The following is a 23,043-nucleotide window of genomic DNA, read 5'->3' on the forward strand; positions in this document are numbered from 1 at the left end:
GAAGAAGGATAGTTTGTGATTTATGTAGAATTGGTATTAAAAAAATAAAAATAGGTGAAATTTAATGAGTAAAATAATAAGTTACTATAATCAATTTGATGAGTGGGGAAGGCTTGAACGCGAACCAATTGAGTTCCAAGTGAATTGGCACTTTATAAAGAAATATTTGCCTGAAACAGGATATATACTTGATAATGGAGCTGGACCTGGAAAATACTCAATTGAGCTTGCTAAAGATGGATATAGAGTAACATTAACTGATTTAACACCTAAATTAGTTAAGATTGCTAAAAACAAAGCTCAAGACTTTCAATTAGAAGGGCAATTCGATGGCTTTTATACTGCTGATGCGAAAGAGCTTAATATGCTCAGTGATGAACAGTTTGATGCATCATTAATGCTTGGTCCGATGTATCATTTACAGGAAGAAAATGACCGTATTATGGCTGTTCAAGAGTTAAATAGAGTAACTAAAAAGAACGGAATTGTATTTGTTGCTTTTATGCCAAGGATCAGGCATATATTTACATCGCTCTTATCTCCAAATAATTGGAAGCCAAACGATAATATGGACACAATTCATCAGTTTTCACAATCTGGTTGTTTCAATCATTCAGATGAGGGGCGTTTTACAGGCGCATATTATTTTAATATTGAGGACATCAATCCTTTTATGGAAACTCAAGGATTTGAAACTTTGGATTTAATTGGTTCAAATGTAGGAGCTATTATAAACAATGATAGTTGGAATTACTGGAAAGACAAAGGTGAAGCAGAGGTAGAAAAAATTATTAATTTAATTATAGAAAAAGCAACAGACCCTTATATTCTTGGAAATTCCTCTCACCTGCTTTATATTGGTAAGAAAAACTAATATTAATACTAATACTTATCCAACTAACACAATGCATTTATTGAACAAGTCCCATGTAGCTAATGCTATTTTTTTTGCGTTATTGCCATCTAAGAGGGCAGTGCTGTCGGCTACAACTGGTCATTTGCACCTGTAGTAGGTGCTGGGATACAAAGATGTAAGAAAATATAAGGGAAATAAGGATTTTAATATATTCATTTGTTAGTAAAAGATCACAAAGGGCTGTATAAACAGCCCTATTTATTTTGTTATTTTAGAATTTTAGTAAAAAAGGAATTTGGAATTTAATAAAAAATTGGGAATATTAAATAGGATAAGATTTAAATTCATCATATATTCGGGGCTTCACAAGAATGGCTCATTTTTTGAAGAAACAGTCTAACATAAGGAAGGAAATTATGAATGATTAAAACCATCGGATTGATTGCTGCTGTATTAACGACAGCTTCCTTTTTACCACAGGCAATTAAAACAATAAAAACAAAAGACACATCAGGCATTTCACTAATAATGTATATTTTATTTAGTGCAGGTGTTTTTCTTTGGTTAATTTACGGAATATTTATTCATGATTTTGCAATCATTTCGGCTAATTCAGTAACGTTTGTGTTTGCAGCAATTATTTTATTTTATAAGTTAAAAAGTCTACGTTCATAAAAAGGTAAATATAGGAAGTAAAGGGTGCAAGTTCCGAACTTAGAAAACATGATTAGCGGCTAAAAGTTGTTCGAGGTGACAAATCTCAAGTCCAATGGAGGATCAATGATGATTTGTCCGTCCACTATTAGGATAAGTACTATATTACAAAATTAGCAACAACAAAAGGCATTGCATGAGCAATGCCTCAGAATGTTCTTTAAAATGTTAACTCAATCGTTTTGCTTTCTCCGTCAACTGAAGCAGTATTACAAAATGGAATGTTTTTTAATTAAATAGAATTTACTTCTTTTACTTCACTTGCTTCATCTTTCTTTATTAAAATTTCCTTCTTCAGTCCCCAACAAATTAAAAATGTTAAAATGGCAAGCACGAAAGATACCCAATATAAATCCTGGAATGCATGAGTGAAGACTGTTTTTACTTTTTCTAGTAAATTAGGTTCAAGATTAGATGGAATCATACCATTTTCTACATTTTTTAATTGTAGTAATTGATCCACAGGAAGACTTCCAGCAAGTGATTTGATCCCTGATGTAATTTTAGAGGCTAATAGTGAACCAAATAAACTAAAGCCAATTGTCATACCAATGGATTGAAATAACATAACGGCAGATTGAGCAATCCCTACATTTTCCTTTTCAACTGATTCTTGAACAATTAATGCATTGTTAAATAGTGCGCCGAATCCAAGTCCAAGAATAATGAAATAAATAACGAATGTAATAATTGAAGTGTGAGCCGTAATACTTGTAAGTAAATAGAAACCAATCATAGGTATAATAAATGAAACACCATAAATATTTCGATAGGAGAATTTATTCATTACTCGACCAGCAACTACACTTGCACCGATTGCACCAACCATAATAGGTAAATTTAAATAGCCAGATTCAGTAGGTGTTAAACCGAGTACATTTTGCGAGAAGAATGGGAAAGAAGAAAGTGACCCCATTATCGCAAGAACAAATACAAATACAAGAGCTGAAATGACAACAAAGTTTCTATTTTTAAATAAATGCAATGGGATAATTGGTTCTTTTGCTTTTGACTCAACAAAAATAAATAGTCCAAGTAAGATGGTTCCTAAAATTAGTAAACCAATCATTTGAGGTTCACTCCATGCATATCCTTCTGTTTGATGAAGTACCGGAGTGAGCAGATAACTGATTAACGTGGTAACTAGTAAGATCCCACCAAACCAGTCGATATTTATTTTTTTGTCTACTTTCGTTTCGTTTAATCCTAAAGCTAATAAAATTGCAGCTAAAACTCCAACTGGAATATTTACTAAAAAGATCCAGTGCCATGAAATATGCTGTACAAAATATCCTCCAATAAGCGGTCCAAGTAGTTGAGGGATAAACATGACAGCGCCGAAAATACCTTGTAGCTTAGCACGCTGTTCAACTGGGAAGCTATCTCCGAAAATGACCATCGCGAGTGGCATTAATCCGCCGGCCCCAATCCCTTGGATCCCACGTCCAATTAAAAGGACTTCCATTGATTGGGCTGTTCCGCTAATAATAGATCCAGCCATGAATAATCCCATACTAAATAAATATATTTTTTTTCGACCATATAAATCCGCAAGTTTGCCGAGTATTGCCATAAAGGAGGTCATCGAAAGCATGTAAACTCCACCAACCCAGCCGTAAAGCGCTAAACCTCCTAAATCTCTAATAATTGTTGGCATAGCTGTTGAAACGACCGTCTCATCAAGCTCTGAGAAGATGACTCCAATCATTAGTCCTATTAATATAAGAGTCTTGTTATTTTCTTTCATCCTTTACCTCCCTATGACCTTTCAAAATTATTCAATTGATTCAATTGAATACCAAAAAAATGTTTGAAGCTTATAGTATGAAAGTTTGTAGCATGCATATTGATTATTTATTATTCCTTTTTGATACTTTATACCTAAATTTAAAGCTGAAATCCAAAATTCAAGTAAAAAAGTCAATTTTACCATTTATCTACTACTTAATTTATTCTTTACTCCGATTAAAAATCCTTTAGGTAGTAACTCTTATCTTTTGGTTGTTTGAAATATAGTAATGATTGTTCTTGAACGGTTGTGGTGAAATGGTATAACACTATTGCCACGAGCGGTTATAGAGAAATAAATAGTATTTGAAATTGGTAGAAAAAGAAAAACTAGAAAACTTTTTTACAAAAGCGAACTCTAGAATAAAAAGGAAAATGCAAATTTCCCCCAAATTACAAAAATTGATTGGTTAGATATAATTATCTTATTTACTGTATTTAGAAGTTATTTATAACTAACTGGGGATGAATTGATGAATCAAAAAAACATTGCAATGATGGAGAGTAAAAAAGAAATTTTGGAAGAGATAAAAAAACTATATCGAATTAAGCCTATAAGTGCGATCATTGTCACATTTTTTACCTCTTTGATTTTGATGTTGTTAATGGGTACGGTTATGGCCTTTGGAAAAAATCTAAAATCAGATTATTTTGCGGCATTTAGCAATTTATTCTTAATATGGAACTTGGGATTTGGTCTATTTCAAGGAATTTGGCGAATTTCTAACTCTCGAAAGATAAACAAATTGCTTTTCCCTAAAATTGAGCAGTTTGTAAATAAAAGTGATGATAAAAGTTATGATGAAACTGAAATGGAAGTTTATGAAATGGTTAAATCGGCATATGGAGTTTACACAGAAAAATATAATAAACTTAATAAAATTTACTGGTTTAGTATAAAATTGAGTTTTGGTGTGCCTCTCATCGCACTAGTAATTTGGTTTCTAATAAATATAAATCCAGGGTGATCATTAGATGAAGAAACATATTTTTACAGCCACTATGTTTGCTTTAGCAATAGTAGGTTTGATCAGGTATATATGAAAATTGATAATTCATTTGCGATTAATTTTGCAATTGGTTATGTGATTTTTTGTATAGTATTTCTCTTATACGTCTTTACTTTATCATTAATAGAAGTAAAAAATATGAAATGGATTGATATAAGAAAAAGGTTTTATAAAGTTATTATTAGTATTGTACTAAGTAGTTGTGTTTTAGTAATTTTATCCTATTTAAAAAATCCCTCAGAAATATATTTTGATAGGATATTATTATCGTCTATACCTTTTTCACTTGTTTTTACTTTTTCCGATTTACCTTTACTGAAGAAAAAATAAAATAACTTCTTATGTAACTAACGCATTGATTTAGTTGAACAGTAATTGGGCTAAAAATCGATTTTTTTGGTGAAATGGCATTTAAGGATAAAAGTATAATTTGTTTTTTTATGAAAAAAGCGGGAATTCCCCCAAAATACTAATTATGACTATGTTGTATAATTTTAATAGAATTAATAATTTTTGTTAGTTTAATAGAATGATCAATCTTTGGAGTTTTTTTAAAAATTAATTGACAATCTTGTTGAAAAAGATACCAAATTCGAATTACCGAGTTAGTTAGACAAGGAGATAAGAGTTAGCTAAATGAAAACATATATTATGGAAAGATTTAAACACATATGGATTTGGCTTATATGCGGTGCTGTATAGGGGTATTTAGTTCACTATTTGAGAACTAGACAAATGACTCTTACTACAGATAACTTATTTTTCTTAAAGATGACATTAATTGGTTTTGTAGCTGCTGAAGTAATAAATTTAATTCGTTGGTTATTTAATCGAATAAAGCAAAATAACCAGTGAGGTTTATTGAAAATTGAGAATTAATGTACTTAAACTGCAGTTTGCTTTGGTTGGGATACATCACAATGGAAATCGTACGGAGGAAATAATTCGAATGCTAAAAATTTTAAGAATGATATTTATATTGATCGTCTTAATATTATCTATCTTTGGCCTAATAACTCATAAGACAGGAGTACTCCCTTATATGCACTTTTTCTTAGCAGCATTGTTCTTATTAGCATGTATACCTGAATTTAAACAAAAACAAAAAAAATTGGGTTATATTTATTTCACAGTATCCTTGCTTGGTTTCATTGTATCTATGCAAGAATTCTTATATAACTAAAATGCATATGTTGAAATTATAAACTGCTTAATTGCAGTTTTTTTTATTGCAGTAAATACCAGGTTCGTTAAATCATTAAAGGATTTTTTAATCGTAAATGAAATTATAAAAATGATCAACGGGGTTTTCTAGTATAAGGATTAAATTGGAGGGAATAGAAAATGGATGTTAAAACGCTTTTGTTACAGCAATGGGCAAGCTGTTTGGATGCACAAGACTGGTTTCGACCACTTGAAGAAGTGTTAAAGGATGTCACTTTTGAACAGGCAATTTGGAAACCAGCTGATGCGACAATAAATTCCATTTGGGAATTAGTTTGTCATCTACTATTCTATGAAAAGAAACTTCTGTTGCGATTTCTTGGTGAAACAGCGAATGAACCACAGGCAGAAAATAATAAAGATACATTTCGATTACCAACTGAGACGGTTGAAAATTGGAAGAAAACAAAAGAAGAATATTTTTATACTCATCGTGAACTTGAAAACATACTAGCAAAATCAGAGCATGAAGATTTGTATAGACAGATCCCAGGAGAAAGATCATTAGTACTTGAACTGAAGAGTCTAGCAATGCATGATGCATATCATATTGGGCAAATCGTATTAATGATTAAAATGCAAGGAGTTTGGAAAGGGAAACGAAGCTAATAAAAATAGGAGACGATAACGATGATCGACTCCTATTTTACTTCTCTCAGGATCGTTGAACTAAGCATTAAACAGATTAGTTCATCACGGGATTTAATGTAAATATGTTGAAAGTTTTAATTTAGAATGAGTTTGAAAAGGAGAGTGCCAAATGGATAATTTTAGTTTAATCATTACGTTATTCGAATTGATCATTCTAATTATAGTAGGGTATATAGTGATTATGATTGTTAAAAAAGTAAGGTTATTTGCTACAAATAATTTGTTTATTTCAAATAAAAAAATTGAAGAATTAGAGCAAAGAATAAGTCGTTTAGAGAAAAAATAGTGATATCTTTTATACAATAAAGCAATGCGTTAGTTACATAATTACGGACTTAAAATTAGGCAAATTAATTAGTTAATTCACTATTTTTGATGGGAATTTGATTAATCTAAATTTTATTGTTAAAATTGTTATATTACAATGTGTGTAAGCCACACTAGGAGGTAACAAAAATGGAACATGGTAAAGTAAAATGGTTTAATGCAGAAAAAGGATTTGGATTTATTGAGCGTGAAAATGGTGATGATGTATTCGTACATTTCTCAGCAATTCAAACTGATGGATTTAAATCATTAGATGAAGGTCAAGCTGTTACGTTTGAAGTAGAACAAGGTCAACGCGGACCACAAGCAACTAATGTTAAAAAGGCTTAGTTGACTAAAAAGAGTCGGATTCTATAAAGTAGAATCTGACTCTTTTTATGTCTTGGAAATTTAAAAACCCCTATTCGAAAAAGAATAAGGGTAAAAAACTAACGTGATTCTGGGTAAAGAAAATGATTTATAATGTTATAACCCATATAAAATGAAGATAAATTTAATCATTGAATATAATTAGCCATTTGAATTATTATTAGTTGTTTTGGAATTGCCCTTTTTAGTACCTTTACTAACATATGGCTTCGCGTTCTTTGCTTTTTTTGCACTAGCTTGCCACCTATTCCAACCCTTCTTATCTGTACCTCTACCTGTACCGCCCTTAGCTTTAGCTTTACTCATATAAACACCTCGTACCTATTATACACTAAGTACCATGCAGTTTTTTAGTAATATCTAATTAACTTATGAGTTAAACAAGAATTGAGGAATAAATATATTGGAAAAAGAAGAGATTCAAATCTAACTTTATTGTTATTGAACTAAAGTAACGTCTGTTCCTTAAAATGATCTGCATTTCCGATCTATGATAAAGTGGGAATAATGTCTCTATAAATCTTATAATTTTTTTTTTGTTAGTTTTTAGTAGCATGCTTTAGTTGAATAATAATCGGCTAAAAAGTTGATATTTTTTTATTGAGCTTAGCGGCAGCTTAGTGGAATAAGAAATTCCAAAAATATAAACATATATATTACAAAATATGGTAAGGTTAGATGGGCTAATAAAAGTGAATCAACGGGAGGAAATACCGTGAAACGGTTTTTTAGGAATGGTGCAGTTTAGTGCAAGAAGGAAATACTGAAAACACAGAGAATTATATAAAAAAATATATATTTTATAAGGGATGAAAAATCTCATTTGTACTATGTACATTTTATCAGGACTAATACTATATAGTATCTCCGAGTATTGTACTTTAAAATTAATAGAAAGATATATGATATTATTCATATAAAATAGTAAATAAGGAATGGATTATCGTGCACTATAAATTGGCTTTACGTATTATTAAATATTCAATATTTTGGACTATCCTTTTTTTAATAACTGCAATGTATTTACCAGATTCATTAAATATAAGTGAACAAGTTTCTAGATGGATATTAGAATTAGTATCCATAATAGTATTTATTCTTAATTATGAAAAGTGGAAGCAATTGTTAATTTCGCTACCTATTGGGATGGTATTAGTAATTCTATTGATCGTATTATTCGATTCATAAGTTGCCTCAATCTTTATTTGTTATTGATACTGATACAGCTCTAATCGAATTAAATTACAAAGTTATACTAAGTATGCAACTAGTTATTGCATTAGTTGAACAACACGATCGGCTATTTAGTCGATTTTTTTATTTAGCTAAATGGCGGGTTTTCGTTACATATCACAAGTATCTATAAGAAGGTGGAAACTTGAATTAACGCATTGTGTTAGTTAAATAGAATTAGGAGCTGTTAACCGGCTCCCTTTTTAAAATTTAGCGGGTTAGTTAAAAAAATGGAGCATGTCTTAATTATAAATGCTTGATTAATTATTTGGAGGATTTATATGGACAACATTAGGAAAGTTATAAGAAAAAGTAAAACACTTAATGGCCCCTTTCCTGCGTTTAATTTTAACAATGCGTCAGAGTATCCAAATGAACTTTTTTTAGAATGGTTCCAAGATGCAATTGATTATGGTATACACGAACCACATGCAATGACTCTTTCATCAGTTGACCATAATGGAATTCCTAATGCTAGGGTTCTAATTATTAAAGATGTAGATCAATATGGGTGGTATTTTGCCTCAAGTTAACAAAGTGAAAAAGGTAAACAGATAGATGTTAATCCCAATGTTACTATGACTTTTTATTGGTCATTAATTGGTAGACAACGCAGAATACGTGGAAGTGCAATAAAAATGGAAAATGAATTAAGTGCTCAAGATTATTTAAGCAGAGGAACTGTAGCACGTGCAATAGCTTTGATTGGCAAACAAAGTTCAATCTTAAAAGAACAAGCTGATTTCGATGAGGCACTAAACAAACAAATTAAAATTTTACAAGATAATCCAAATTCAGTGTTTCCCTCGTGGACTTTGTATCGATTAGTTGCAAAAGAAGTCGAGTTCTGGCAGGCTGATGAAGATCGTAGGCATATACGATTAAGATATAACTTTGAGGGAGATAGATGGTTAAAAAAACTATTATGGCCATAGTTTAATTTTAGTCCGTCGTTGTTCAACTTAACCAGCTAATAGTTATATTTTGGAGCTGAGTTAGGCTCTTAATAGAGGAATATGATCAATAATCGACAATTTTGTCGGTTTTTTTAATGTACTAACTGTCAGTATTAATCAATTTAGAAATGGGAAAATTATCAAAGATTTGACGTTAAAAACCAGATTAAAAAGGGATTTTATTTCAAGGGAAGAATATAAGAAGAGGGGAGGAAGATGAAGAAAAATATCTTCTAAACCATAAAAACAGTTAGTAATTTCTCGTTTATAAAAAAATAAGAAAAAACATAACTTAGTAAATAGGAGGATTTTATGAGAAATGTCATTTTATTTTTACATTCTTCTTTAGATGGTTTTGTAGAAGGACCAAACGGTGCAATGGATATCGGGTGGGTATCTTACAATGAAGAATTAGAAAAGCATGCTAGAGAAATTTTAAGTACTGTAGACACAGTGTTATGGGGAAGAGGGACATACCAAATGATGGAAAATTATTGGACCTCTGTACCTTCTAACCCTGAAGCATCAGAATATGAAATTGAACATGCTAAATGGATAGAAGAGACATCAAAGGTTGTTTTTTCTACGACTCTTGAAAAAGCTGAATGGAATAATACAAGATTAATAAAAGAAAATATTGAGGAAGAAATAAAAAACATAAAAAAACAGCCAGGTAAAGATATTATTATTTTAGGTAGTCCAAGATTTGCACATTATCTTATGGAACTTGATTTAATTGATGTAATTAAAATTACTATTTCACCTGTTATCATAGGAAGTGGTCTACCTTTATTTAAGGGCTCAGAAAATAAACGCAACCTCTCACTTGTTGAAAACAAAACATTTAATTCCGGTGTAATTGGCCTTACGTATAATATTGTAAAATCGTAACTAAAAATTTAGCCGTCCAAATAAAAATAGGTGGTTTCTAATACATAGTTTATGGTAAGGGAATTCAAGTAACGACTACTTCGGTAGTCGTTTTTATTGTACTAAATGGCAGTTTAGTTGAATAAGAATATTTATAAAATTACCAAAATTTTACATTTTATTATCTATAACATGTTATGATAGATGAAAAAGAGGTAAATTATGTATTCACGATTTTGGTGGTTTTTAATGTGTTTTACAGCCTTTTGGGTTTTGTTTGGTTGCTTTGTTTTCTTTAAGAATTTAGTGATTAAAAATAACTTTGATATAGAACCCTTGTGTTTAATTTTGGGTATGTTAATTCTTTTCTTTCGAACAAAAAGGGAGTATAAAAAGGCAAAAATGTAATATTGAACTAACTGGCTTTAGTTGAATAAGAGTTTCTTAAAGATTGAATTTAGACAGTCTTTTTTTAGTCCAAATATAAGTAAATTTTTATTAATAAAACCAATAAAAAAAACCCTATTTGAGAGTGTCAAGTCAATAGGGCTAAAAGGAAAGGAATATGATAGATTTTAAAGATTTTTAAAGGGGCTTAAAAATTTTTAAAAGTTAAAAAAGGGGAAAAGAAATCAAATTCTTTTCTATTTGATAATATCATTATTTTTAAATTTAGTTTGTGAAAAATGTTACAAAGTGGTGAAAATTTTAGATTTATTTTCTCTTTAATTGTCTAAAACCTCATATAAAATAACCGAGTTTGTCTACAAAGGCCTGAGTTGTAATTTCAGAAGTTGGTAAATTTATTCTTTTTGTTGACTCTGTTAAAGTATATTGTTGATTTTCTTATTCAACAAAATGGCAGTTTAGTTGTATTAGGAAAAAGATAATATATAGGAGAAATGATGGAAAAAAGAAAAATATTCATTTATAAATATATTATGATAAATAATTGATGATTTGATTGAAACGAGGGAGCGAAATGGCAAGAAAGATGAAGGTATTTGAAATTATGATACCTTGGGACGGAGGAAATGAAATTAAATTTCACCCTTCCTTTGAGGAAAAAATGGCGCGTCAGCTATCAGAAAGTGGCACGATGTTACTTGGAGAAGCTGTAACCAATTGCATTTGTGCTCTTATTATTCGAAGTGATTCCTTACACTTTGACGTAGATGGCAATGGATATATTAAAGGTGAAGTGGTCGACTGGATGAATTTCGGACAAGATGTCACTGTCCGATGGGGTTCTTCTGATAAAAAGAATATCGATCCCGAAACAGATGTAACAGAATTGGAAATAAACTTCAGCTGGTGTGAAGACCTCCCAGTTGAGTACTTAAAAAAAGCGACGAAGAAAAAGGCAGTTGTAGTCGATTCTACCACCTATTCATTCCTTGTTGAGTATAAAGGGTTCATCGAATCCGATATTTGTCTGGAAATCAGCTTGGAGAATTCCGAAATTGTTAATGATGTTGTAAATGATAAACTTCAAAATGCGGTGAAAGTTTGGAATAAGAATGCTGAAAAAAATCATGGTAGATATATCAACTATATGAGTGATGTAAGAAAAATGAGGAAAAGATATATCAGTTATTTTGATTTAGGAAGCAGTGGATCAGAAGCCATTCATTTTCTAATTCAATCTATTGAAGAATTGGGAATCTTAAAAATCACTGTCAAGCAGTCATAATTAAGAAGGAAATAGAGGTCAATGGTGTAAGAGAATACAAGCATTTAATTAAACTAAACGCATGCAATAGTTGAACAACAGGATCGGCTTTATAGTCGATTTTTTTATTAAGCTAAATTGCAGATTAGTTGAATAAGTCAGATGTGGATGAGGATTATTTCAAGGAGGAAATATGCTCCTTTTTGCTGAATTTATTTTAAAAAGAGAATTACGGAAGTGAACTATAATGCTGGAAGATTTAGATAAGGCAAATACAAAACTAAATGATACGACAGATGTGGAAATTAACCTTGTTGGTTTTAAAAAATACTTAGACAAAATAACAGTTAATATTAACCTAACATTTTGGCGTGAAGAGGAAGTCAAGAGGAGTGGCAGTTGCATAAGGAACATTTTATTACTACATCATATTTAAGCAAGCTTAATCCATTTTAAACAAACTAACTTCTTTAAAAGATATTTAGTGGATATTTGTATATTCATTTTATTTGGGCTATAATACATTAAACCATTTTCTTTACCAAGATCCACGTTAAATTTTACCCTTATTCTATTTATGAATAAGGGTTTTTTATATTATAAGTTATAAAAAAAAGTCAGATTCTACTTGATAGAATCCGACTTCTTTGAGTTAACTATGCTTTTTTAACATTAGTCGCTTGTGGTCCGCGTTGCCCTTGTCCTACTTCAAATGTTACTGCTTGACCTTCATCTAATGATTTGAATCCGTCAGTTTGAATTGCTGAGAAGTGAACGAATACATCATCACCATTTTCACGCTCAATAAATCCAAACCCTTTTTCTGCATTAAACCATTTTACTTTACCATGTTCCATTTTTGTTTCCTCCTAGTGCGATTTACACACATTAATATTTCAATCTTAACATTTATAATAAAGAAAATCAAATTCACCCAATTAAATATAAATGACATAACATATTTTATATGACCAATACTAAACTTTCTTTTACTTAATACGCTTTCTTTTAAATAATTAATTGAATCCGTCTTCTTTAGTATTGCCATGTTTACAATATTGCCGAATAATATTTTCATGGCAGTTGAACAACATGAGCCAACTGATTGATTCTTTTTTTGGTCCTTAGTCATTAATTTTAAAAATGAAAGCACTTACTAAAAATTCCATTTATTTATTGACATGACTTATTTATAAGTGATAAAATATTTGTTTTGACAAAAAAATAATAAATGTTATGCTTATATAGGTTAGTAATTAAATGGGGGTGTAGATTATGTTTGAAGTTGGTGATAATATTTTTTATCCAATGCAAGGAGCAGGTGTAATCGAATCTATAGAAGAAAAAGAAGTTCAAGGTGAAATACTGCAGTATTTTATTATAAGATTACTAATTAAAAAGATGGAAGTAATGATTCCAATTTCGAAAATGGATAATTCAAGAATTCGAATGGTCGTTGATTCATATACTCTTGACAATATATTAAAAAATTTCCATAATGGAGAATCTGATCGTTCTCTTTCATACAAACAAAGATTTAAGCTAAATACTGAGAAAATGAAAACAGGTAATATTGAAGAAGGCGCAGAAGTAGTACGTGATTTAATGCGTATAGATAAAGAAAAATCTCTTAATTCAAGTGAAAAACAGATGTTAGGTAACGCAAGTAAAATATTTATAAGCGAACTTGGATTAGTTAAAGGGATTACAGAAATTCAAGCCAAAGAACTATTATTCGGGTAAAAAATTATCATTTAAACTTACATTAATGAAGATTACAGAATTTTAAATTTTCAAATCGTATATGAAACTAAACTCCTTATATTAAGAAAATAGTAAAACCTCGTTTGATCTATACTATTGTTACACCTTTTAAATTCCATTAATAATATAATGTTTGTAATTAAATATAATTAATCAAATGATGAAATAATACACCAAATGTATTGTATTGAGTCCTTCAGTAATTAGCAGAAATTTCATTATACAGTAAGGCACCCATGAAAATACATTTTTAATTGAAGAGCTGCTTTTAATGTAGGCCATTATATTTATCGAATAACTAAAGACTACTAACATCGACATTTTAAAAAGGACTTTACTTTTATAAAAAGAAAGAGGTCTTTTTTTTTTGAATCATTTGTATCTATTTAATATTTAATTTGTTCAACGACGAAAAAGCATCCAATTTAATTGGATGCATATTTAAGTATTCCGCTTAAAAAGAGTGAATCCTCTAACTGTGTGCACTCTTTTAGTTTGATTAGTCCATCTAGTTCTAGTTCCTTAGCCAGTTTTTCAATCATTTTTGTATCATTTTCCAATGAATTTTTAATGTTGATTAAAAAGAAATTTCCTCTTGTTGCAAGTCGAAGGTTCTTTAATAGATTCTCTTTACTCATTTTCCCATCCCCCTCTCAATTAGATTAATTCGACACAAAAGAGGTTTTGTCCTGTAAATTCAATTAAATTACAAATTTTTTGTAGGATTATTAATTTAATCTCCATAGTATATAACGTCAAAAAATCTCATACATTGTCAATACACATAGTAGGGGGAATAATAATGAACTCAAATAATTTTCGTGAATTAGAGTATGCAATAGACGAAATTACTGAAATTGCCAAAGGATTTGGACTTGATTATTTTCCAATGAGGTATGAAATATGCCCATCTGATATTATTTACACGTTTGGTGCATACGGAATGCCAACTAGATATTCTCATTGGAGCTTTGGAAAAAAATTTTATAAGATGAAGTTACAATATGATCTAGGATTAAGTAAGATTTATGAATTAGTGATTAATTCTAATCCATGTTATGCATTTTTACTTGATACCAATAGCCTCATACAAAATAAATTGATCGTTGCCCATGTACTCGCCCATAGTGATTTCTTTAAAAATAATGTGCGATTTAGTAATACAAAACGAGATATGGTCGAAAGCATGACTGCAACTGCTGAAAGAATTAATCAATATGAACAAAAATATGGAAAAAAGCTAGTAGAAGAATTTTTGAATGCGGTTATAGCTATTCAAGAACATATTGACCCTTCAATTGTAAGAAATAAATTATCGTGGCAATTAGAAGATGATATGATCCCCCCCCTTCCTCGAGTAGGACCATATGATGATTTATGGAATTTAGATAATAAAAAAGAAAACATTGCTCCTTTAAAACCTCGAAAAAAGAAATTCCCACCACAACCTGAAAAGGATCTTTTACTATTTATTCAACACTTTAGTCGCGAATTAGAAGAGTGGCAACGAGACATTTTAACAATGTTAAGAGAGGAAATGGTTTATTTTTGGCCACAGCTCGAAACAAAAATTATGAATGAGGGATGGGCTAGTCTTTGGCATCAACGTATTATGAGAGAGTTAGATTTAACATCAGGTGAATCAATTGAATTTGCAAAACTGAATGCAAGTGTACTACAGCCCTCGAAGACAAGTATAAACCCTTACTATTTTGGACTAAAAATGTTTGAGGATATTGAAGAAAGATATAACAATCCATCTGAAGAAATGAAACAATATGGGGTGAAAGCTGGTTCTGGAACTGAAAAAATTTTTGAAGTACGTGAGCTTGAATCGGATACTAGTTTTATTAGAAACTATTTATCAAAAGAATTTGTTATGAACAATGACTTGTATTTGTTTAATAAACAGGGAAAAGAATATAAGATTAATGATAAAAGTTGGGTGAATGTACGTGATCAATTGGTAAATATGCGCACGAATGGTGGATACCCCTATATTACTGTAAATGATGGAGACTATCAAAAAAATGGTGAATTGTATTTAAATCATTCATTTGAAGAAATTGAATTAGATCTAAAATATCTTGAAAAAGTTTTACCATATATATACCAATTATGGGGAAGAACGACTCATATTGAGACAAGAATGGATGGGAAAGTTGTATTATTTAGTTATGATGGTAATAATGTAAATCGTAAAAATTTGTAAATGCCTGTTTAGGCGTTTTTTTATTTTAGCTGTTTTCGTAAACGTTGTTGGTTAAAAAAAAGATATGTTGATTACCGTTATCCATGCCACGGCCAAACAAGTACTCTCCACATTTTGAAGTAAATCTATTTAATATCAGAAGTGAAATACGGGACTTTTAACTTACCTGTCGTGATTTTAAACAGCCGTTTTCTTGCCCTTTTGAACTCCCATGAAAATTAAATTCAGCATAAAATCAAAAAAGACAATAGAAAAATAGACCCAGAAAAACACTTTTTAAAAAAAGGCTGAGCTCTTTGAGTAATCGTATTCGGTTGGTAAATCGGAAAATATGTACCTTCCATTCGTAGTAGATAAAAGAGTGGCTAGCGCGACAACCAAAAAAGGATTAATCTCCCATGAGTGCTACCCATATAGGGCACGACAGTCGGTGGTACACCGTGGTCGTCGGAGTCAGACTAAATGATGGGCTCTAAGGCACCATAGTGCAAAGACCTTCTTCGCCAGCCATTAAACATTGTAGACACGGCGAAATATTTTCATTCGCTGTGGTGCAGCGCTTGCGCTGCATGAGTGGCTTAATGACAGGTTAGTTGAAGATCTCATAAGATAAGTAATAATATTTAATGGAATAATTTATTCAGATAAAGAATATTAAAAAACGTGATGATAAGGAGGCGACTGTATGGCAAATCATGTAGAAAATCTATATAACTATCATGTATGGGCAAATCAACGGATTATTGATCATCTTAAGACACTTTCACCTGAGAAATATCAAAAGGAAATGAAAAGTGTCTTTTCTTCTGTTTCAAAGGTTTTATCTCATCTCTATTTGGTGGAATATGGATGGCTTAATACTCTCGAGGGTCATAGTATGAATGAAGCAATGGAATCTTCATTTCAAATTCAAGAAAAGATTGAGAAACTGCCCATTGAAGACTTAGAAACGGAATTTCACACTTTAACATCTCGGTTTAAATCCTTTTTGAACAGACAAGAAGATATTGAAAAGAGAATAATGTTGGATAATCCATGGGCAGGATTAAGAGAAACAAGTATATCTGAAATGGTCTTACACGTTGTGAATCATGGAACCTATCATAGAGGGAATATTTCAGCTATGTTACATCAGTTGGGTGATTCTTCAGTTATGACTGATTATGCTTTTTATTGGTATTCTTGAAATGTTATTCATTATAAATAGGCAAGAGAAGAGTAATCCATTTTTTCTTCTAAAAGGTGACTTTAGTTGAGGATCGAGAGATGTTTACACAGATCTTTCTTTGAGCTAACGAATAACTTTAATCAAACAATTGTTGATCCAAATTAATCTCACTCTTCTACGATATTTAACATTTCCAGCAAGAATAAGTTAATTGCCTCCACAATACTGGCTAATTTGAGCTTCTTGTTTATTCAAGGAAAGGGCGCAATTCTTTAATAAGAATTACTTTCCTTAATGAACTAACGGGTGCGATAGTTGTACAACACGAGTTGCTTCGGCAGCTCTTTCTTGTTTAACTAAATGGCAGTTTGGTTGAACAAGGATTTATAGAGGAATATATAAAGATATCAAGTATTAATAAGTATATACGGTGTATTTTCACTGAATATTGGTATTGGAGGATTATATATGAAGCATATAACTACGCCTGACCTTTCAACTAGACCCTTTGGTTTAATAGTGGAACGATTAATGGAATCACCCCCTAATTTACTTTATAAAGCGTGGACGGGGCAGTTTGAACGTTGGTGTGCAACACCTGGAACTGTGATAATGACGGATAAACTCAACACAGTGTTCTTTTTCGAGACTCATTTTGAGGGAAAACGTCATCCACATTATGGAAGATTTCTAAGACTCGTACCTGATCGTCTTGTAGAGTTGACATGGGTTACTGGAGATGGAGGAACAAAGGGTGCTGAAACTGTTGTAACAGTAGAAATTGAACCCTATGGTAACGGTACTCAATTGCGACTTACACATAAGGGGTTTCCAGATGAAGAATCAAAAAATGGACACGAAAATGCTTGGGGCTTTGCACTTGAGCACCTGGATAGGAAGATGTTAGAGGATAATTAATAATTCCCTTCGAATATTTCTTTTTATGTTAACGCGGATGTTAGTTGATGATCATAAGTTGCTATTAAGCATACTCAAGTCCAGTTGATAGTAGGGGGAATACATATATACCTCAGCCCCAATTCTAAGAAAAATGGGATTTGAAGAGTTTTGTCATATTGACTTATATGTTGGCAACCTGGAAGTTATAAATGAATCGTGACTCAATACTATTATTGAACTAATTACATTAAAATTGCCTTATTTAAAAGCGCATTTCTAAACCTTATCTTATTGAACTAACGCACTGCAATAGTTATATAACAATTGGGAGGAATAATTCATGCAGTGGTCTCAATGGTTACAAGGAGGTCCTTTTCTTGAGGTTAGTTTCTTATTAGAACTTAAAGAAAAGAAAAAAGAGACTATTCAAGAAGTTATCTCTAATTTATTAAAGGTAAGAAATAGAATTGAGATATATGATAAAAACGTTGATGAAATTGTTGATTTTTTTGATAGAGGCTATCCTTTTGACGAAGAAGACCCTCAATCAAATTACATGCATTCTCTAAGATTAAGGTTATATGTCTATTTATCAAGGAAACGAAAAGCAACACTACAAATTGAAATGGTTTCTTCAAATGCAATAATGGTTAACTTTTGGTTTTATGGTTCTAATTTAGATGACATGGAGTGGGATCAGATTGGAATAAAAAATGAAGAGATAATAGACTTCACAAATTTTCTTAAAGAGTTATATTTTATTTATGAATATAAAATCGGTGGAATAGCAATTGAAGAAAATGTTATCTCATTATTTGGATTGGATGGAGTATATCCTAATGAGTGTTATCGTTATGAGAACATTTCTCATAATCGATTTCTTCAAGAATCATATAGTTTTATAGATATAATTTGGAATGAAAAATACAAAAAATTAAGCCAGGTTCCATACAACCACAAAAGGCTAGATAATGATGGAATTCTAATTAATATTAGTATTTTTGATGAATAATCTTATTGAACTAACACAGTGCGTTAGTTCAATGGGCGACTTTAAGTGATGGTTTTTATTATCTGCTTTAATAAAAGTTGTAGAATAGTAGGTGAAAATAGTTATAACTAGGTATTAATTTAATTTAAGACAAGGTGGAGAATATTAATTTGACTTTATATAAATTTATTGCATCAGATAACCCACTGGTAGAGGTAGATAATAGTGGTTTTATTCAAATTAAGGTAAGAGAACTAAAGAAAATGGAGCCAAAACTTGATTTAAAAATATGGGGAAATATAGACGATGAGTTAACTATACTTTATGCGAAGGGCGATTCGGAAATGGGTGGATTAGAGATTTCATCATGTGATAATCCACCAAATGATTTGGAACATTATATTAATAAAAAGTATATTTACTGGCTTGAAGGAGATTTTGGCTCTAAATTTTTAAAACAACTTACTGAGTATGTTAATTTAAACGTTAAAACAGAAGATAAGGTTGAACTTTGGTCAATTTTGTTTGGAGAAGGCAAAAAGACAAAACAGGTAAAATCTCTTTCATTAAATGAGATTTCTGAAGGTAGCTTTAAAATTTTACGCAATCATAAATGCTGTTGTTTAGTAATCGAATAATTTTAGTACTTCTTCAACTAACGCAGTGCTTTACTTGAAAAAGCTTATACTTCTAATTTGTATCACCAACGAAATAAATCTGAGTTAAAATTCTACTTCAACTTACAATGGAATAATATTTTATTGATAATTATTTTTATTGCAAGAAGAGGTGATAGCTTTGATTCAAAAATTACTGCTTTCAATGGATCAAATGATTTCCATCATTCAAAATGGATTACAAAAAACGAACTCTCCAAAGCATGTAACCATTATAGGTGCAGGAATTTCTGGCTTAGTCGCTGCTTCACTTTTAAAAGAAGCAGGACATCAGGTTACCATTATTGAAGCAAATAACAGAATAGGGGGGAGAATTTACACAAAAAGGGAACCTTTTATTAATAATCAATATATAGACCTTGGTGCAATGCGTATACCTTCTTTTCATTATTTAGTTATTGAATATATAAAAAAATTCAATTTACAAGTAAATGAATTTGTAAATAGAACCCCTAATGATCTGATTTACATCAATAATGTATTAACAAATGAAAAAAATTATGGATCAAATCCAGACCAATTAAATTATAATGTCTTCCCTAGTGAAAAAGGAAAAACGGCATCAGAATTACTATTATTAGCAGTTAGTCCAGTCATTGAATTTATAAACCAAAATCCTGAAAAAAATTGGGAAAAAGTTATTCATATGTATGATCAATATTCAATGTATCAATTTTTAAGATATAACCCTGTTGGTGTATCCTTATCAGCTGAAGCAATCAATATGATAGAAACAATGGTTGGATTGGAAGGATTTTCTGAACTTGCATTTACTGCAATATTAAGAGAAGTTTTAGTACTCCTAACTAAGAATCTAAAACTTTATGAAATTACAGGGGGAACGGATCATCTTATTAATGGATTTTTACCACAACTTAAAGACGATATTATTACAAATCAAAGAGTGAAAAAAATTATACAACAAGAATCGAACGCAACGATCTATACAGAAAATCAAATACTTAATACTGAACATCAACTAACAAGCGATTTTGTAATTTCTACAATTCCTTATACTTTATTGAATTTCATCGATTTACTACCCTATGAGTCTGTTTCATATGAAAAGAGAAATGTTATTAGAAAGATCCATTATGCAAATTCAACTAAAATAGGTCTTCAATTTAAAACGAGATTTTGGGAAAAATATGGGTTAAATGGTGGTAAATTAACGACAGATCTGCCAATCAAGTTTGCATATTTTCCTAGTCATGGTCAAGGGGCGACGGACGATACAGGGATTATGTTAGCTAGCTATACATGGGAAGATGATTCTAGTATCTGGGATAATATGACACAAGCAGAAAGGATAAAAATTGCCTTGAATAACCTTTCATATATATTTGGAGATCAAGTGTTTTCAGAATTTTTAATAGGATACTCACATAATTGGTCAGAATTTCCTTATGCTGGAGGAGCTTTTGTCATGTATAAACCTGACCAAGTAAAAGAGTTTGGTCAATTTATTGGTACACCAGAAGGAAGAATTCATTTCGCAGGATCACATTCGTCAACTACACCAGGTTGGATTCAAGGTGCAATTGAAGCAGGAGTTAGAACAGCGTATGAAGTTAATAACAGATAAGTTTTATTTAAATAGCAAAAGATGACTTTCCACAAAAAGGTCTTGTTCTACGAAAATAGATAATTCCAGAAAGTGAAATGATAATTAAAGAGTGAAAGTCTAGATCTATTTAAGAAAACAAGAATAATATAAAATGCCTCTATCTAAGATTACCAAGTAATCGTTGATACAGGCTATTTTAATAATTATTATTCAACTAACGAATATACTGCAGAAGAATAATCTTCTCATCATGAGACTTTATGCTGGAGATTTCATTGATTTCTTTATAATCCGTTTGTTTTTAGACATTCCATTTGTTTTAAAGTAAGTGAACAAGAAACTACCTAGTATTACGATAATGCTTCCAAGTCCTTGAACCCATGTCATTTTTTCATTTAATAAGAAAAACGCTAAAATGGCTGTGAAAATTGGATTGAAATTTAGGAAAATACCAGCTGAAGTTGCCCCGATTTTTTGGACCCCAGTATTCCAAAAAAGCATACATAAGACAGTCGAAATAATACCAGTATATAAAATTGAGAAAATAAATGAGCCATTCATTTTTATAAGCGTAAAATCTGAGAGATTAAAAGGGATAATTACAACGAGTCCAAATATCCCTGAGTATAGTGTAGACAACATAGGTGATATAAGCTTTGTTGCCCATCTACTACAAACCGAATAGATTCCCCATATGCAGACGGCAATGACCATCCATAAATCACCTAAATTAAACTTCATTGAGAATAGTAGATTAATATCTCCCTTTGAAAGTACAAGAATAACCCCTAAGAACGAAATAAGCATCGAAAATATTTGTAAAAAGTTCATTCTTTCTTTTAAAAATAAAGATGAAAATAAAGCAATGGAAATTGTATTTAGGGTCGAAATTAAACCGACATTAGTTGCAGATGTCTTTTCTAATGCCATAAATTGAAAAAGATTAAAAAGAACAACACCTGTAACTCCCATCAAGATTAATGGAAGAATAGCTTTACGTGGAGGTAAAATCTTCTTTTCTTTCCACCATACGATTGGTAATAATACGATAATTGCAATTCCCCATCTTAGCGTCGTCAAGGTCATTGGAGAAGCGTGACCAACAAGGGATTTTCCAACGACAAAATTTCCTCCCCATAACAAACTTGTTAATAATAACAACAGTATATATAAGATTGGCATATCTAAACCCCCAATTCACTGTTTTAATGTTTAAAAAAGACTTTACACAGTGATTTCTTACTATTTTTTTACTAGTTTAACATAATTGTTTATTTTACCGTGGATTATTTTGTATAATGGTATAAATAAGAAATAATCTTAATCAAAAGTGTTGTTTTGGAAAATTTAATTCGTTTTATGTGTTGAATCCAAACCATTTTCCGAATAATTGAAAGGGAGTAGATAAAAGTGGAACATCATGGGAATAAAGTGTTAGATGAAGTGGATCTTAAAATTTTAGATAAGTTGCAAAAGGAGAGCCAAATTAGCAATACGGAACTAGCGCGTCATGTGAATTTGTCACCACCAGCTACACATGCGAGAGTTAAACGATTAGAAAATGAAGGATATATCGATCGGCAAGTTGCGATCTTAAATCAAGAAAAGTTAGGATTTGATTTACTTTGTTTTATTTTTATCAATACAAATATCCATCAAGCCGATCAATTAGAAGTGTTAGAGAAAGAGTTAAAATCCATGCCTGAAGTTTTAGAGTGCCACTTATTAACAGGAGAGTATGACTATTTATTAAAAGTTGCCAACAGAGAACGAAAAGAATTGGAGAATTTTATTCGGAAGTTAAATCAACTCGGAATTACAAGAATTCAAACAAGTTTAGCTTTAAGAGAAATCAAATATTCTACTGTTTTGCCGTTATGTGAAAAAGAAGAATAAGATATTTTATTAATAAAGTTTTACAACATAAACCTTAGCCCTTTAATTTAAATCTGAAATCAACTTTCAATTGTAAAAGCATGGGTTTTATTCTCAATCTCTGGTTGTGTGATTACTGGAAAAAAGTTTAGTTTATTAAAAAAGGGGAATGGGTGCCTATGTTGAATTAAATGAAACAAGGTGATCATATGAAAAATT

24 protein-coding genes are annotated in these 23,043 nt (G+C 30.8%); 19 read left to right on the forward strand and 5 right to left on the reverse strand.

Annotated elements, in window-relative coordinates; all coding sequences use genetic code 11:
• The first annotated feature begins 64 nt into the window (after positions 1 to 64).
• Both ACFVR2_RS20050 and ACFVR2_RS20055 read left to right on the forward strand, forming a co-directional pair.
• Positions 65 to 874, forward strand: a complete 810-nt coding sequence (locus ACFVR2_RS20050; RefSeq protein WP_387365759.1) for a class I SAM-dependent methyltransferase — start codon at positions 65 to 67, stop codon at positions 872 to 874.
• A 402-nt stretch (positions 875 to 1,276) separates the two neighbouring features.
• Positions 1,277 to 1,531: a SemiSWEET transporter gene (locus tag ACFVR2_RS20055; protein WP_387365762.1), complete on the forward strand. Its 255-nt coding sequence runs from the start codon at positions 1,277 to 1,279 to the stop codon at positions 1,529 to 1,531.
• 271 nt (positions 1,532 to 1,802) lie between these two features.
• Here ACFVR2_RS20055 and ACFVR2_RS20060 read toward each other — a convergent pair whose 3' ends face one another.
• Positions 1,803 to 3,317 (reverse strand): MDR family MFS transporter, encoded by a 1,515-nt coding sequence (locus tag ACFVR2_RS20060; RefSeq protein WP_387365765.1) that lies wholly within the window; start codon positions 3,315 to 3,317, stop codon positions 1,803 to 1,805.
• Between the two features lie 514 nt (positions 3,318 to 3,831).
• On the opposite strand from ACFVR2_RS20060, the gene ACFVR2_RS20065 reads away from it, so the two are divergent.
• From ACFVR2_RS20065 to ACFVR2_RS20085, 5 genes are all read left to right on the forward strand, one after another.
• Positions 3,832 to 4,326, forward strand: coding sequence for a hypothetical protein (locus tag ACFVR2_RS20065; protein ID WP_387365768.1), 495 nt, complete (start codon positions 3,832 to 3,834; stop codon positions 4,324 to 4,326).
• Positions 4,327 to 5,410: 1,084 nt separating this feature from the next.
• Positions 5,411 to 5,551, forward strand: coding sequence for a DUF3953 domain-containing protein (locus ACFVR2_RS20070; RefSeq protein ID WP_387365771.1), 141 nt, complete (start codon positions 5,411 to 5,413; stop codon positions 5,549 to 5,551).
• Between the two features lie 161 nt (positions 5,552 to 5,712).
• A complete protein-coding gene (locus ACFVR2_RS20075; protein WP_387365774.1) occupies positions 5,713 to 6,201 on the forward strand; it encodes a DinB family protein in 489 nt (162 codons plus the stop codon).
• Between the two features lie 151 nt (positions 6,202 to 6,352).
• Positions 6,353 to 6,529 (forward strand): hypothetical protein, encoded by a 177-nt coding sequence (locus ACFVR2_RS20080; protein WP_387365777.1) that lies wholly within the window; start codon positions 6,353 to 6,355, stop codon positions 6,527 to 6,529.
• A 170-nt stretch (positions 6,530 to 6,699) separates the two neighbouring features.
• Positions 6,700 to 6,900, forward strand: a complete 201-nt coding sequence (locus ACFVR2_RS20085; protein ID WP_069032402.1) for a cold-shock protein — start codon at positions 6,700 to 6,702, stop codon at positions 6,898 to 6,900.
• A 180-nt stretch (positions 6,901 to 7,080) separates the two neighbouring features.
• Here the strand turns inward: ACFVR2_RS20085 and ACFVR2_RS20090 are convergent, their stop codons facing one another.
• Positions 7,081 to 7,245, reverse strand: a complete 165-nt coding sequence (locus ACFVR2_RS20090; protein WP_387365780.1) for a DUF3934 domain-containing protein — start codon at positions 7,243 to 7,245, stop codon at positions 7,081 to 7,083.
• Between the two features lie 1,208 nt (positions 7,246 to 8,453).
• Between ACFVR2_RS20090 and ACFVR2_RS20095 the strand changes: the two genes are divergently transcribed.
• The 4 genes from ACFVR2_RS20095 (at position 8,454) to ACFVR2_RS20110 (ending at position 11,691) form a co-directional block, all read left to right on the forward strand.
• Entirely contained in the window at positions 8,454 to 8,705 is a 252-nt protein-coding gene (locus tag ACFVR2_RS20095) for a pyridoxamine 5'-phosphate oxidase family protein (protein ID WP_387365783.1), read from the forward strand.
• 105 nt (positions 8,706 to 8,810) lie between these two features.
• On the forward strand, positions 8,811 to 9,107 hold the full coding sequence (locus tag ACFVR2_RS20100) for a pyridoxine 5'-phosphate oxidase C-terminal domain-containing protein (RefSeq protein ID WP_387365786.1): 297 nt from the start codon (positions 8,811 to 8,813) through the stop codon (positions 9,105 to 9,107).
• 333 nt (positions 9,108 to 9,440) lie between these two features.
• Complete coding sequence (locus ACFVR2_RS20105; RefSeq protein WP_387365789.1) at positions 9,441 to 10,019, forward strand: dihydrofolate reductase family protein; 579 nt, start codon at positions 9,441 to 9,443, stop codon at positions 10,017 to 10,019.
• Positions 10,020 to 10,980: 961 nt separating this feature from the next.
• Positions 10,981 to 11,691 (forward strand): hypothetical protein, encoded by a 711-nt coding sequence (locus ACFVR2_RS20110; protein WP_387365791.1) that lies wholly within the window; start codon positions 10,981 to 10,983, stop codon positions 11,689 to 11,691.
• Between the two features lie 635 nt (positions 11,692 to 12,326).
• Here ACFVR2_RS20110 and ACFVR2_RS20115 read toward each other — a convergent pair.
• A complete protein-coding gene (locus tag ACFVR2_RS20115; protein ID WP_056474809.1) occupies positions 12,327 to 12,527 on the reverse strand; it encodes a cold-shock protein in 201 nt (66 codons plus the stop codon).
• A 418-nt stretch (positions 12,528 to 12,945) separates the two neighbouring features.
• Between ACFVR2_RS20115 and ACFVR2_RS20120 the strand changes: the two genes are divergently transcribed.
• A complete protein-coding gene (locus ACFVR2_RS20120; protein ID WP_335476415.1) occupies positions 12,946 to 13,413 on the forward strand; it encodes a CarD family transcriptional regulator in 468 nt (155 codons plus the stop codon).
• Between the two features lie 446 nt (positions 13,414 to 13,859).
• On the opposite strand, the gene ACFVR2_RS20125 is transcribed toward ACFVR2_RS20120, so the two are convergent.
• On the reverse strand, positions 13,860 to 14,072 hold the full coding sequence (locus ACFVR2_RS20125) for a hypothetical protein (RefSeq protein ID WP_056474812.1): 213 nt from the start codon (positions 14,070 to 14,072) through the stop codon (positions 13,860 to 13,862).
• 164 nt (positions 14,073 to 14,236) lie between these two features.
• Here ACFVR2_RS20125 and ACFVR2_RS20130 point away from each other — a divergent pair, with 164 nt between their 5' ends.
• The 6 genes from ACFVR2_RS20130 to ACFVR2_RS20155 all read left to right on the forward strand — a co-directional run bounded on the left by ACFVR2_RS20130 (position 14,237) and on the right by ACFVR2_RS20155 (position 20,967).
• Positions 14,237 to 15,646, forward strand: a complete 1,410-nt coding sequence (locus tag ACFVR2_RS20130; RefSeq protein WP_387365796.1) for a SpoVR family protein — start codon at positions 14,237 to 14,239, stop codon at positions 15,644 to 15,646.
• A gap of 685 nt (positions 15,647 to 16,331) precedes the next feature.
• Positions 16,332 to 16,832, forward strand: a complete 501-nt coding sequence (locus tag ACFVR2_RS20135) for a DinB family protein (protein ID WP_387365799.1) — start codon at positions 16,332 to 16,334, stop codon at positions 16,830 to 16,832.
• Positions 16,833 to 17,282: 450 nt separating this feature from the next.
• Positions 17,283 to 17,732, forward strand: a complete 450-nt coding sequence (locus ACFVR2_RS20140; protein ID WP_387365802.1) for an SRPBCC family protein — start codon at positions 17,283 to 17,285, stop codon at positions 17,730 to 17,732.
• 322 nt (positions 17,733 to 18,054) lie between these two features.
• Complete coding sequence (locus ACFVR2_RS20145; protein ID WP_387365805.1) at positions 18,055 to 18,726, forward strand: hypothetical protein; 672 nt, start codon at positions 18,055 to 18,057, stop codon at positions 18,724 to 18,726.
• Positions 18,727 to 18,875: 149 nt separating this feature from the next.
• Positions 18,876 to 19,343, forward strand: a complete 468-nt coding sequence (locus ACFVR2_RS20150) for a hypothetical protein (RefSeq protein WP_387365807.1) — start codon at positions 18,876 to 18,878, stop codon at positions 19,341 to 19,343.
• A 160-nt stretch (positions 19,344 to 19,503) separates the two neighbouring features.
• Positions 19,504 to 20,967 carry a flavin monoamine oxidase family protein gene (locus ACFVR2_RS20155; protein WP_387365810.1) on the forward strand — a complete coding sequence of 488 codons (1,464 nt, stop codon included), beginning with the start codon at positions 19,504 to 19,506 and terminating at the stop codon, positions 20,965 to 20,967.
• A 240-nt stretch (positions 20,968 to 21,207) separates the two neighbouring features.
• Here the strand turns inward: ACFVR2_RS20155 and ACFVR2_RS20160 are convergent, their stop codons facing one another.
• Positions 21,208 to 22,131 carry a DMT family transporter gene (locus ACFVR2_RS20160; protein WP_387365813.1) on the reverse strand — a complete coding sequence of 308 codons (924 nt, stop codon included), beginning with the start codon at positions 22,129 to 22,131 and terminating at the stop codon, positions 21,208 to 21,210.
• 228 nt (positions 22,132 to 22,359) lie between these two features.
• Between ACFVR2_RS20160 and ACFVR2_RS20165 the strand changes: the two genes are divergently transcribed.
• Positions 22,360 to 22,845, forward strand: a complete 486-nt coding sequence (locus ACFVR2_RS20165) for an Lrp/AsnC family transcriptional regulator (RefSeq protein ID WP_387365816.1) — start codon at positions 22,360 to 22,362, stop codon at positions 22,843 to 22,845.
• The last annotated feature ends 198 nt before the right edge of the window (positions 22,846 to 23,043 follow it).

The organism is Gottfriedia sp. NPDC057991, assembly GCF_042886615.1.
Taxonomy (GTDB): domain Bacteria; phylum Bacillota; class Bacilli; order Bacillales; family Bacillaceae_G; genus Gottfriedia.